Consider the following 12,978-nt stretch of genomic DNA (forward strand, 5'->3'; position numbering starts at 1 on the left):
GAGCCCCACGGCGGGCGTGGGGCGCGGGCGATTTACCAGCTGAAGTCCTTGGCCTTGGCCTGGTCGATCAAGGTGATGTCCACCGGCAGCGTGGCGGGCACTTGCGCGCCCCACTTCCGGGCCAGGGCAATGCCCAAGGCAAGGCGGATCTGGTCGCGGGGGTATTGGGCCGAGGTGGCGATGAACTTGCTGCCGGGTTTCTGGATCGCCTTGATCGCTTCCGGCGCGCCGTCGACGCTGACCAGCTTCACATCCAGGCCGCTGGCTTCGATGGCCGACAGCGCACCGAGGGAGCCATTGTCGTTCACGCTGAAAATGCCCTTGAGGGTGGGCTGGGCCTGCAACATGTTTTCGGTGACGGTCAGCGCCTGGTCACGTTCCTGCTTGCCGTTCTGGATGCTGACAATCTTGATCTGCGGGTGCTTGGCCGCCGCCTCCTTGCAACCGCGCACACGTTCCAGGATCGGCACCACGGCGATGCCGTCGAGGATGGCGATGTTGCCTTTGTCACCGATATTTTTGGCCAGGTATTCGCAGGCCTGGAAACCGGCGTCGTAGTTTTTCGAGCCGACGAAGGAATCCAGCGGGCCATCGGCCTGGGCGTCCACCGCCACCACGACCACACCGGCGGCATGGGCGGACTTGACCGCCGATTGCACGCCCACCGAGTCGGTCGGGTTGATCAGCAGGATATCGATGCCTTTTTGCAGCATGTCTTCGACATCGCTGACTTGCCTGGACACGTCATGGCGGGCGTCGGTGATGATCAGTGTCGCACCAATGCTCGCGCCAGCTTCTTCCAGGGCGTTTTTCATGGTGACGAAATAAGGATTGTTGATTTCCTGGAACGAAGCGCCGATGCGGATCGGTTTGGCGACGTCGGCAAAAACGGCGGAAACGCTGCCCAGGGTGATGCTGGCAGCCAGTAAACACAGGGTTTTCGGGAGCATTTTCATGGCGTGGGTCTCTGTTTTGTTTTTATTTTTAGAGCAAATGTTATCGTTAACATTTTGCGAGAAGCTAGCAAGTAAATGAGGCCCGCGCAAGGGGCCGTTGATCAGTCTTGATTCAAATGTGGGAGGGAGCTGATCGTTCCCACGCTCTGCGTGGGAATGCCTTCTGCGACGCTCCGCGTCGCGCCAACCGCTGCACGTTTCGGCTACCGCGCACAGGTGACGCAGAGCGTCACGGGCTGCATTCCCACGCGGGAGCGTGGGAACGATCTATACACACGAAGCAAAAAAAGGGACAGCCTCTGGAGGCTGCCCCTTCTGTTTCACATCACGCTGTCAAGGGATGATGGTCTGGGTGCAGATATGCCCCAGGCTGACGTATGGCTTGCTATCACCGCCGACGCCCACGCCGGGGAACTCGGCCAGTTCGATGCGCCAGCCACCCTCGTTGTAGGTGGTTCTCCACCGGTACGGCACACCGGTGCTGCTGTCGTTGATCACCGTGGTGTAATCACCGAAGCAGGTGCCGATATTGGCCGTGGCCGTGGACGCACCGGCGCTGTTGGTGGTCGCCGGGTAGTCGACCCAGTGGAAGTTCAGGTCAACGAAGTGGTTGTCCACGCGCAGCACCGGGGTGACGCCCAGCAACGGCGCGCCGGTGGAGTCAGACCACTGGGTCGACCAGTTCAACTGCCGCGCGGTTTGGGTGGCCAGCGGAGCCTCGCTGACCGGCACCCGCACGATGTTGTCACCCTTCACATCAAACGTCTTCAGGCTCGGCGTGGAACCCAGGCTCAACTGGTAATACTTGCTTGGGTCCTGCGCCACCGCCGGGTTGGCCCGCACACGCACCTTCACCGTGGTGCCCGGCGCGACGCTCGGGTAGGTCGAGGTGGAACCCGCCGGCACGGTGATCCAATTGGCACCATCGAAACGATCGAAGATCCACTGCTCACGGCTGCCGTTCTCGTCGCCCGCCAGGTACATGCTCACGCTTTGGCCACGGACCGCCTTGAAGTCGAAATAATCGACGTCGCCGGCATTGTCGAGGTTACCGCTGAGCTTGTTCATCGAGTCCGGCAAGACGAACGCGGTTTGCGCGCTGTCGTTGGGCTCAAACGCGTCGACGTTGCTGTCCACCGCCACGCCGAAACTGAACTGCGCGTTATCGGCGACATTGGCCACCATGTACCAGTAGTAGTCACCGGCCGGCAGTACACCGTTGAGGTATTCATCGGCATTGCCTGCGGCATCCGAAGTCCCCACCACACTCAGGTTGCCCTGGCCGTCGTCCTGAAACAGGGTCAGCGCCATATCCGCGCCTGCGCTCTGGTTGACCAGCTGTACCTGCACCCGCGCGTTCTGCGGCAGGTTGAAGTGGTAGGCAAATTCGTTACCGGCCTGCACTCCATCGACGGTGTAGAGCGTGTTGATATCCAGGGTTGGGAACAGTGGCTCAAACGCTGCAACCGCCGCGTTTTTCAGCTCGCTTTGCGCCGGTTTCTTCAGCTCACCGACCACGCTGTCGAACGGTGCGGACTTGAGGGCTTTGGTTACTGCCTTGGATTGGCCGGACTTGGCCACCGACAGTTTCTTTTTGAGTTGCGGCGAGACCTGCGAGGCGTCCAGCTTGCTGCCGGACTTGAGCGCTTTGTTCGCGGCCTGCTTGACCGCTTCGGCACTGAGTGTCCGAGGCGTTTGATCAGCGAGGGAGAAGGCCGAAACGAAGCAGGAGGCCATCACGGCCGCACTTAGCATAAGGGCTTTTTTCGATTTCATTTTTTTATCCATCCATAGTTAAAAAATTGAAGCTCAGGTGAGCGGTGACATCCGGTCACCTGGGATGGACTGTAGGACAATACTGTTTATATGTACAGTATTTTCTGAATTTTTTGTCGGTCATGTCGGAGCAAGCCCGATGAAAAATCCTAGTACCCGGTCATCTCCAAATACCCCACCCCACCGTCGAACTTCACCGGCCCTTCCCAATAGGGAATTCCCAGGTTCATCCACGCCTTCGGGTTAACGGCTTCGATAGTGATATCCAGGTGTTTGCCGGGAATTTTCAGCGACCAGCGTGTGGGGATATTGCGCCCCTCGATCTGGGTGGTGATCAGCGGCGCCAGTTGGATATCGGCGTTATGCAAGGTCTCGGTACGGCCTTGCGCGTCGATCCAGGTGCCGGTGAGGTAGCCGCCACCGTCCTTCTGCCGCACGCGAAACAGCATCAGGTGTTCGCCTCGGTCCAGGTGCAGGGAGAACCAGTCCCAACCGGTCTGGTTCGCGGCCAGTGGCTGGCTGCTCCATTCGCGGTCGAGCCAGGCGGGGCCGCTGACCTGGTAGGTCTGGCCGTCGATGCTGAGGCTGCCGTTGGCGCTGAAGAACGGCTGGCTGTAGTAGTAGGACGCCTGGCCCTGGTCGGATTTGCGGCTGTAGCCGTTGTCGCCCTGCAGCACCAGCGGGCGGCTGGAGGTCAGCTGCAGGTCGTAGGCGAACTGCGCGCCATGGGCCTTGAGTTGCATGGCGGCCAACGGGTTGGCGGCGCCAGGGCGGGTGGCGAAGGTCCAGTCGTCGATCCAGGCGCTGAAGGGCTGCGCCTGCGCCCCGGCCTGGCCGACGCCACCCCGGGCGAAGCGCTCGGCGGCGGAGTGCCGAGTGGCGGAGGTGACGGCGGCATGGCCGAGCCAGATCGTGGGGTCGCGCCAGCCCGCTTGTGTCGGCCCCGCTTTCACGGCATTGCGAAACAGCGTCCATTGCACGCCGAAGGCATTGCCCTGGGCGTCCTTGAGGTTGGCGGTGACGTACCACCATTCAATGCGAAAGCCCGGATGGGGGCCGTGGTCCTCGGGGAAGCTGAAGACTTTGCCGGGCACCACTTGGACGAAGTCTGCCGCGTCGCTGCCCAGGCCAGCAAAGCTCTCCTGGGGCGCCGGCGCCTGGTCGCAGGCGCTCAGCAGCAGCAACACCGCCCACCCCAACGCTTTAATCTTCATGGGCAAAGGTCCTCAACAAATCCGCCGGGCGGCTGCGATACAGCTGCCACAACGGCCAGGCCGAGGCGAGCAAGGTCGCAAGCATCGCCAGCCCCATCAATTGCGCCAGCTGCCACGGGAACACCTGCAACGGCAGGCGCCAGCCAAAGGCTTGTACGTTGATCACCGCATCCAGGCACCACGCCAGCAGCAGCCCCAACGGCAACGCCAGCACCAGGGTGAGTACCGCCAGCAGCCAGGTCTGGCCGAGGTTGAGCAGCATCAGTTGGCGCCGCGTCACCCCCAATGCCCACAGCGGCGCGAGTTGGCCGAGGCGGCTCTGACTCTGGGTCAGCAGGCTGATGAACAGCGCCACACCGGCCACGCCAAGGGTCAGGCTGTTCAACGCGGCGGTGGCGGCGAAGGTGCGTTCGAAGACCTGGCTGGACCAGCCCTTGAGTTGTTGTTGATCGACGATGCGGCTGTCTTCCAGGGCGAATTCACGCTGCACTTCATGTATCAGCGGCTGCACGTCCTGGGGCGCCACGCGCAAGTTGAAACGCACCGGTGACAGGCTCGGCCAATGCGCCAACAAGTGCTTGGCGTTGACCAGCAGATGGCCCTTGGGGTTGCCGTAATCGGCGTAGATTCCGACGATTTCCGGCGCCCATAGGCCTTGGGGCGTGGGGACTTGTACCGTGTCGCCCAGCCGGACGTTCAAGCGCCGCGCCAATTGCTCGCTGAGCATCACGCTGTCGTCCTGCAGCAAGCGGTCCCAGGGCGTACTCGCTGCCTCCAGCAACGGCCAGTGCTGGCGATAGGTGGGGTCGTCGACCACGCCAAACACCTCCGCCGGCCAGCCTTGCAGTTGCACCGCGACCTGCCAGCTGGGCAGTACCGCACGCACCAGCGGTTGTTGCGCCAGCCACGCCTGCAGGTGCTGCGCCTGGGCCGGATTTTGCGGGTTGAGGTACAGCTCGGCGGTAAGGCGCTGTTCCAGCCAATTGTTGAACGTGCTGCGAAAACCCGAGGTCATCGAGCCTGCACCGATGTTCGCCGCCAGGGCCAACAGCAACGCCATCAATGCCAGGCTCAAGGCCGGCAGTTGCTGGCGGCAATCGGCCAGGAACCACTGGCCCAGCACCGAACGGCTGCGCCCCAGCACACCCTTCAACAGCACATTGAGCAGAACCGGCAAGCCAAGTGCGGCGCCCAGCAGCAAGGCTGCCATCAGTACGAACCCGGCGGCCAGGCTGTTGCCCCAGACCAGCGCCAGCAAGGCGATGAGCAGGGCCGCGGCCGCCACCCAGCCCTGGCGTCGCAACCAACGCCCATGGGCCTCATGCCAGGCCTGGGCGTTGGCCAGCGCCAGCAGCGGCAAGCGTGCCGCACGCCACAGGCTGCTGGCCCCGGCGAGCAACGCACCGAGCAGGCTCAAGCCCAAACCGGCCAGCCACCACCACGGGCTCAAGCTCAGTTGGCCGGCGACTTCGGCACCGTACAGGCCGCGCAGGCTGGCCGCGACATCCGGCAGCAACAGGCTGGCGAGCAGGTAACCGCTGGCCACACCGAGCACGCCGCCGAGCAAGGCGAGGAACCCCAGCTCAACGCCCAGGCTCAGGATCAGCATGCGTGCGCTGACCCCGCAGGCGCGCAGGGTGCGCAGCAGGCCCCGGCGTTGCTCCAGGGCCAGGCCGATGGCCGCGTGCACGATAAACAGCCCCACCACAAAGGACAGAAAGCCCAAGGCGTCGAGGTTCAGGTGAAAGCTTTCGGTGAGGCGCGAGAGGTTATTGTCGTCGCCCTGTTTGAGTTGCAGCCCGGCGGGCGGCGTGGGATGGCCGGCGGCGAAGCGGTTGTCCAGGAGCAGGCGCGACAGCCGTCCATGCATGTCGAGCAAGGGCTGGGCAAAGCCGATGTCGGTGAGCAACATGCCGGGGGCCATGTCCGGCTGCACCTGCAGCGGCGGCAGGCGTTGCCCGTTAGCCGTCAGTGGTTGTTCGCCTGGGCGCAAGCCAAGGGCCTGCAAGGTTTGCGCGGCAATCCAGGTGCGCCCCGGCGCCTCGAAAAATGCCAGCATCTGTGCCTGGCTCAAGCGTTGCCCCGCCACGCTGCCGCTACCGGGCAACGACACCGGCTCGATGCCCATCAATTGCAGGCGCTGTTCTTCATGCCCTTTGAGCACTATTCGCCCCTGCACCACCGGTGACACCGGCCAGCCAGCGCGGCGCAGCTCGGCGAACAACGCCTGTGGGAAGCCGGCACCGTCCGGCGCGCTCAAGCTGGCTTGCGGTGCGCCGCCGATCAACTGGCTGGCGCGCGCATAGCCGTCGCGCGCCTGGCTGTTGAGGGCCTGCACCCCGGTCAATAACGCGGTGGCCAGCCACAGGCCGGTCAGCACGCTGAAAAACTGCACGGGGTGGCGCCGCCAATGGCTCAACAGCGCCCGCAGCGCCCAATGGAACACCGCCATCTCAGCGCGGGTCCATCGGCACGACGCGGCCGTGGTGCAGCACCACCTGCCGATCCAGGCGCGCGGCGAGACGCGGGCTGTGAGTGACCATCAACAGGCTGGTGGGGCTGTCGCGCAGCAGGTCGAGCAGCAGTTGCAGCACCTCGTCGCTGGTAGTTTCGTCGAGGTTGCCAGTGGGCTCGTCGGCCAAGAGCAGGCCGGGGCGCGACGCCAGTGCGCGCCCCACAGCCACCCGCTGTTGCTGGCCGCCGGAGAGCTGCTCCGGGTAACGCTTGAGCAGGTCGCCCAGCCCCAGGCGCTCCACCAACTGCGCCTGCCACAGCGGATCGAAACGCCCGGCCAGGCGCGCCTGGAACGCCAGGTTGTCCTCGACGCGCAAACTGCCGATCAGATTGAACTGCTGGAACACCAGGCCGATTTCGGTGCGTCGCCAATGGGCCAACTGCCCTTCGTTAAGGCGATCGAGGCGCTGGCCGCCGATCAGGATGCTGCCGCCATCCACGCGGTCGAGCCCGGCCACCAGGTGCAGCAACGTGCTTTTGCCACTGCCCGACTCGCCCATCAGCGCGAGGCTGCTGCGCGCCCCCAGGTGCAGATCGACGCCTGCCAGAACGGCCAGCGGGCCTTGAGGGGTCGCGTAATGTTTAACAACACCTTCTACCTGCAACATCACCAACACTCGGGTTAAGGACTGCAAACGAGAATAACGGCTGCCGCGCGTTTCTACGCAATTTTTTCACATTGATTTCACCGCGCGCCCACCCCAGACACTTTAAATTCCCACCCACGCCTCATTAACCGGACACTTCAAAGTTGCCCAAAGCAGTGTTTCTTAATATCCATATGTTCAGCTAAAAGACAGCAGCCCTATGACAGGCTTTTGCTCCACTAAGGGCATCTGCCGTATTAGTTGCGTCTGTCTTTTAACAACAAAACATTCATTCGTGTCCATGGTGAACAACGTGGCAGACATCACCCTGACCAAACCCCCACGGGCGAGGTTAAAGCGCCTGAAGAAATTCCGCGTGCCAGTAGCAAGTATCATTGTGTTCGCACTGCTCTTGACCGGTTTTGTATTCTGGCCACGGTCACCGGAAGATCTGGGCATCGGCAACCGCCTGGTCACCTCCGGGGTGCTCGCCAGCTGGCGCAACGGCGACCTGGTCGTGCTGGTGCGCCACGAAGAGCGCTGCGACCGCTCGCACAACCCCTGCTACGGTCCGGCCGACGGCCTGACGGTCAATGGCACGCAACGCGCGGCCGACCTGGGCATAGCCTTTGAGACACTGGGCATGGAGCGCACCGACGTGCTCAGCAGCCCCACCACGCGTACTGCGCAGACGTCGCTGTTCATGTTCGGCAAGACCGAGCTGTCCCCTGGCCCCCTCGCCATCTGCGGTAATGCCATGGGCGAAGAAATCCTCAGCCATAAACAGGCGGACCGCAACCTGATGCTGATCACCCATAGCGCCTGCATGAGTGATTTCCAGGAGGCACTCGGCTACCCCCATGCGCAAGCCGCCGAGTATGGCAGCGCACTCTTCGTACAGGTATTGCCCAACAGCACACTCAAAGCAATCGGCACGATGAAAATCCAGGAGTGGGCCGCCGCGCTGAAGCAACTTTAAATACACTTTTTTACATATTGCCCAGTAGTGCGTTCAGCAAGACGACAGCCTGCGTCTGGCATTTTAAGTGCGCCTGTTAGTTCAGGACGCCCTAACTTCCCAATGAATTAGTGACCCTCTTAATGCCTGACGTCTTTAACTGTTCAAACTTCGCACGCACGACTGAACGCCATGGCGTGACACGGTCATGAGCCGATTGCAGCCCTTGCCGGTGTTCTTGCTTGGCCTGGTCATTTTCTTCGTGCTGCCGTTGGGTTTGCACGGCTTATGGATCCCGGATGAAACCCGCTATGCCCAGGTCAGCCAGGAAATGTTGATGAGCGGCAACTGGGTGGCGCCGCACTTCATGGGCGTGCGTTATTTCGAGAAGCCAGCTGCGGGTTATTGGCTGATCGCTCTGGGCCAGGCGGTGTTTGGCGAGAACCTGTTCGGCGTGCGTATCGCCTCTGTCCTGACCACGGCGTTGAGCGTGCTGTTGGCCTACGTGATTGCCCGCCGCCTGTGGAACGAGCCGCGTAAAAGCTTCGCCTGCGCTCTGCTGTACATGAGCTTCGGCCTGGTAGCCGGGCAAGCGGGCTATTCCAACCTCGATCCGCAATTCACCTTCTGGGTCAACCTGAGCCTGGTCGCGCTTTGGTTTGCGCTCGACAGCGCCACCCCACGCGGTCGCCTGGGTGCCTGGGCCTTACTGGGGCTGGCCTGCGGCGTGGGCTTCATGACCAAGGGCTTTCTGGCGTGGCTGCTGCCGGTGCTGATCGCCGTGCCGTACCTGATGTGGCAGCGACGCGTCGGCGAGTTGCTGCGGTACGGGCCTTTGGCGATCCTGGTCGCGGTGCTGGTCTGCTTGCCGTGGGCGTTGGCGATTCATGTGCAGGAACCGGATTACTGGCGCTTCTTCTTCTGGCATGAACACATCCGCCGCTTCGCCTCGGACACGGCGCAGCATGCGCGGCCGTTCTGGTTTTTCCTGCCGATCATGGTGGTGGCATGCCTGCCCTGGTCAGCCCTGTTGCCCGTCACCCTGCTCAAGGCCTGGAAAGACAAGCGCCAGCCCGCCATTGCCTTTCTCGCCTTGTGGCTGTTGCTGCCCCTGGGTTTTTTCAGCCTGAGCAGCGGCAAGCTGCCGACCTACATCATGCCGTGCCTGTTACCTTTGGCGCTGCTGATGGGCCATGCTTTGATCGACCTGATCAACCAACACAAGCCCCGTGCGATCTTCATCAACGGCGCGCTCAACTTCATCCTCGGCATGGCGGCCATGGTCACGCTGATTTACCTGCAGATCGCCAACCCGATCTACAGCAACAGCCACGCCGAGATGTTCAGCCTGTCCCTGACCTTTATCGTGCTGCTCGGCTGGATCCTGGCCAATCTGCTGCAAGCGATGCGCCCGTTGAGCTTATGGGCGACGCCGGCCCTGGGTATCGGCCTGCTGGTGGCGCTGCTGCCGGCGGGCATGCCGCACACCATCGCGGCGAACGAAATGCCCGACCAGTTCGTGCTTGAACATCTGGATGAACTGCAACACACCCATGCTTTGCTGAGCAATGAACTGGGCTCGGCGTCGGCCCTGGCGTGGCGCCTGCGCCGGCCGGACGTGGCGTTCTACAACACCGCGGGCGAACTGCGCTACGGCCTGGACTACCCGGATTCGCAGCCGCGCAAGGTCACCCTGGACAGCGTTCAGTCCTGGCTGACCGAGGCCCGCCGCCAAGGTTCGGTCGGCGTGCTGATGCGCGTCATGAGCACCAGCGAACACCTTGAGGAAGGCCAACTGCCGCCCGGTGGCAAGCGCTACCGCAAGGGCGACCTGGTGCTGACGATTTACCCCCAACAACCTTGATCGACTCACAGGAAAGAGCCCATGCGCTTATGGAAAACCGAACGCGGCGCCCTGGCTTTACTGCTGGGTGTCTCGGCCTTGCTCCTGCTGCTGGGCCTGGGCAGTCGCGAATTGTGGGGGCCGGAGACGCGCTGGGCGAATATCGCCCTGCAGATGCTGCAAAGCGGTGACTACTTCGATCCGTACCTGAAGGGCACGCCCTATTACGACAAACCCCTGCCCTCCTACTGGTTGATCACCGGCTTCGCCAACTTGATGGGTGGCCTTGGCCCGTGGTCACTGCGCCTGTCCTCGGTGATCGCCGCCTGGCTGAGCATCTGGCTGGTGTACCTGATCGGCGAACAGCTGTTTCGCAAAGGCACCGGGCTGATTGCCGGCTGGATGCTGGCCACCACCTTCTACTTCCTGTTCTGGGCCCGCGTGGCCACGGCCGATGTGTTGACCGTGTGCGGCGTACTGGCGGCGGTCTGGTGGTACTGGCGCGGGCCGGATGACACCCGGCTGGGCCGCTATACCGTATTCTTCCTGCTGCTGGCAGCCACATCGCTGTTCAAGGGCCTGATCGGGTTTGTGCTGCCGGGGCTCGCGCTGTTGCCACACCTGCTCAGCGAACACCGCTACAAACGCCACCTCAACCTGCGGCTGGTACTGGCCCTGCTCATCGCCGGCGCGTTCTACGCCATTCCCTTCGGACTGTCCCACCTCTACGGCGCCCCCACCTACGGCGAGAGCGGCCTGGAATTGGTGTTTCGCGAAAACGTCGTGCGCTTCTTCGACCCCTTCGACCATATGGGCCCGATCTACACCTACCTGATCTACCTGCCGGTCTACACCCTGCCGTGGGCGCCATGCTGGATGCTCGGCGCGTGGCTCGCCCTGCGCCACTGGCACCGCACGCCGCACAACGTACGCTGGCTGGTGTGGAGCCTGGGCCTGTTGTTCGTGTTCTTCACCGCCAGCGGCAGCCGACGCAGTTACTACGTACTGCCCCTGGTGCCCTTCGCACAGTTACTCGCCGCCTGGTGGCTGAGCGAGCACCTGCGCCAACACCCGGCCCGTTGGCCGCGCTGGCAAAAAAGCTTCGGCATCGCCGCCGGCCTGCTGCTGTTGGTGCTGGGCGTGATCTATCCCTGGACCACCGGCAACGGCGGCGTGACCCGCTTCGCCGAGGACGTCCAAGCCCAGGCGGTGAAGAGCGCGCCGTGGAACCAATGGCAACTGGTACTAGTGGAAGTCGACAACAAGTTACCCATGTACCTGCAGAACGGCGGCAAACCGTTCTACTACGTGAACGAAACCCAGGACTTCCCGCGCCAGGGCGACAGCGCCGCGTTCATGGCCTGGCTGGAAAAAACCAGCGGCCAGGGGTTCGACCCGCAGCACACGATTATCGTCGCGCAGTACTCCAGGGAAGATCCCGCGCCGCTGGCGTTTCTGGGGGCGGATCATCAGGTGGTCACGACGCAACCGGATAATGGGGAGCGGTTGTTTCAGAAGCGGTCGGGGGGGAGCGTGGCGTTTGTTCCCGAAGGGCATTGAGACGCGGGCAATGCATAAGCGAGCACGGCCACTGTTGGGTCACACAATAGCTGGCGTTTCGTCATGTTTAACAAAGACCGGGCCGCTTCGCGCCCCAGCGGGAGCAAGCTCCCTCGCCACAGGGGACCGAGAGGTGTCAGGGCTGCCTGCGATCGTTCCCACGCTCCGCGCGGGAATGCAGCCCGTGACGCTCTGCGTCACCTGTAGGCAGTAGCGGTTGGCGAGACGCGGAGCGTCCCAGGAGGCGTTACCACGCAGAGCGTGGGAACGATCCCCTGTCGTTCACCCGCTGAAACATTTTCAAAGGGCCAGCAAGCCACATCTCTTTAAATTGCAGGACGTTTCCGAGACAATCCCCGCCGCCTTGTGCCGGTTGGAATCGGTGGCTAGTCTGCGGCCTGTCACTGCTCATCAGTGATCGGGTTTAGTCGCTCGGATTCCAGTTGTGCGCAAGCTGTCACCATGTTCATGGTGGCTGTGCGCAGGGCACCTTAGGGTGCGCCGGGTCCAACTGGCCGGTCGACTAACCTGCGTACAGCCGCCACCCTCCGTTTAGTCGCGAAGGGTGTGGCTCCTTACCTTCCAGTTGGAGTTACACCATGAACAAAGTCCTCCCCGATCCACCCTTCGATCCCGCCAAAGACCGTGCCGCGTTCAACCGGGCCATCGACCATTACCTGCCCACCCAAGGATTCCACAGCGTCAACGAAGATTTGAGCTTCGAAGATGCGCTGCTCTACACCGCCAGCTTGCTCGACAGCGCTTCGGCGACGGCGTTGGATTGCGGGGAGTTGCTGAGCAGCCCTGAGCGAGCGAAGATCCTGGCGGTGTGGCATTTGCTGGAGATTGCCAAAACAACCGTGGATCGCTCTATCGAGTGCATGAAGCCTTCGAAAACGGCCTGATATGCAATATTTTCGTCGGCTGTCAGGCCGCCATCGGAGGCAAGCCCCAATGCCAGTCAGTTAAGGCTTTTTTGTAGGAGCGAGCTTGCTCGCGAAGAACTCAGGGCCCCCGCGTTTATTCAGAATGAACGCGTCGCCTGGCCGTTTTTCGCGAGCAAGCTCGCTCCTACAGTGGCATTGGGGCAAGTCCCCACAGTTGGATCGTGGAGTCTCAGTTGGATACCCGGCGGTTATCAAGCCCACCCGCCAAGGCGATCGTTCCCATGCTCCGCGTGGGAAAGCAGCCCGTGACGCTCTGCGTCACCTGTGTCCAGTAGCGGTTGGCGGGACGCGAAGCGTCCCAGGAAGCGTTACCACGCAGAGCGTGGGAACGATCCCCTGTCGTTCACCCGCTGAAACATTTTCAAAGGGCCAGCAAGCCACATCTCTTTAAATAGCAGGACGTTTCCGAGACAATCCTCGCCGCCTTGTGCCTGTTGGAATCGGAGGCTAGTCTGCGGCCTGTCACTGCTCATCAGTGATCGGGTTTAGTCGCTCGGTATGTCACAAGGCGCATGGTCACATGGAGTTTTATGGTGGCTGTGCGCAGGGCGCCTTCGGGCGCGCCGGATTTCCTTGTGGCCGGTCGACTAACCTGCGTACAGCCGCCACCTTCGTTTAGTCGC

Annotated in this window: 9 protein-coding genes; 4 read left to right on the plus strand and 5 right to left on the minus strand. The window is 62.5% G+C overall.

From position 1 onward, the window contains the following. Positions 1 to 32: 32 nt before the first annotated feature. The 5 genes from C4J86_RS16535 to C4J86_RS16555 form a co-directional block, all read right to left on the minus strand. Positions 33 to 956 carry a substrate-binding domain-containing protein gene (locus C4J86_RS16535; protein ID WP_124371191.1) on the minus strand — a complete coding sequence of 308 codons (924 nt, stop codon included), beginning with the start codon at positions 954 to 956 and terminating at the stop codon, positions 33 to 35. Between the two features lie 333 nt (positions 957 to 1,289). Beyond that, the gene (locus C4J86_RS16540) at positions 1,290 to 2,732 is read right to left on the minus strand and encodes a hypothetical protein (RefSeq protein WP_124371192.1); all 1,443 of its coding nucleotides are present in this window, start codon (positions 2,730 to 2,732) and stop codon (positions 1,290 to 1,292) included. A gap of 149 nt (positions 2,733 to 2,881) precedes the next feature. Further along, complete coding sequence (locus tag C4J86_RS16545) at positions 2,882 to 3,946, minus strand: lipocalin-like domain-containing protein (RefSeq protein WP_124371193.1); 1,065 nt, start codon at positions 3,944 to 3,946, stop codon at positions 2,882 to 2,884. Then, positions 3,936 to 6,398 (minus strand): FtsX-like permease family protein, encoded by a 2,463-nt coding sequence (locus C4J86_RS16550; RefSeq protein WP_124371194.1) that lies wholly within the window; start codon positions 6,396 to 6,398, stop codon positions 3,936 to 3,938. Before C4J86_RS16550 ends, C4J86_RS16545 begins: the two co-directional genes overlap by 11 nt. Position 6,399: 1 nt before the next feature. Further along, positions 6,400 to 7,068, minus strand: coding sequence for an ABC transporter ATP-binding protein (locus tag C4J86_RS16555; RefSeq protein WP_124371195.1), 669 nt, complete (start codon positions 7,066 to 7,068; stop codon positions 6,400 to 6,402). A gap of 280 nt (positions 7,069 to 7,348) precedes the next feature. Between C4J86_RS16555 and C4J86_RS16560 the strand changes: the two genes are divergently transcribed. The 4 genes from C4J86_RS16560 to C4J86_RS16575 all read left to right on the plus strand — a co-directional run bounded on the left by C4J86_RS16560 (position 7,349) and on the right by C4J86_RS16575 (position 12,313). Continuing rightward, entirely contained in the window at positions 7,349 to 8,026 is a 678-nt protein-coding gene (locus C4J86_RS16560) for a histidine phosphatase family protein (RefSeq protein ID WP_177412778.1), read from the plus strand. A 187-nt stretch (positions 8,027 to 8,213) separates the two neighbouring features. Beyond that, positions 8,214 to 9,869, plus strand: coding sequence for a lipid IV(A) 4-amino-4-deoxy-L-arabinosyltransferase (gene arnT / locus C4J86_RS16565; protein WP_124371196.1), 1,656 nt, complete (start codon positions 8,214 to 8,216; stop codon positions 9,867 to 9,869). A gap of 21 nt (positions 9,870 to 9,890) precedes the next feature. After that, the gene (locus C4J86_RS16570) at positions 9,891 to 11,408 is read left to right on the plus strand and encodes a glycosyltransferase family 39 protein (RefSeq protein WP_124371197.1); all 1,518 of its coding nucleotides are present in this window, start codon (positions 9,891 to 9,893) and stop codon (positions 11,406 to 11,408) included. A 599-nt stretch (positions 11,409 to 12,007) separates the two neighbouring features. Further along, positions 12,008 to 12,313, plus strand: coding sequence for a DUF6124 family protein (locus tag C4J86_RS16575; RefSeq protein ID WP_124371198.1), 306 nt, complete (start codon positions 12,008 to 12,010; stop codon positions 12,311 to 12,313). Positions 12,314 to 12,978: the final 665 nt, after the last annotated feature.

Origin of the sequence: Pseudomonas sp. R2-7-07 (assembly GCF_003852355.1) — a bacterium.
GTDB lineage: Bacteria > Pseudomonadota > Gammaproteobacteria > Pseudomonadales > Pseudomonadaceae > Aquipseudomonas.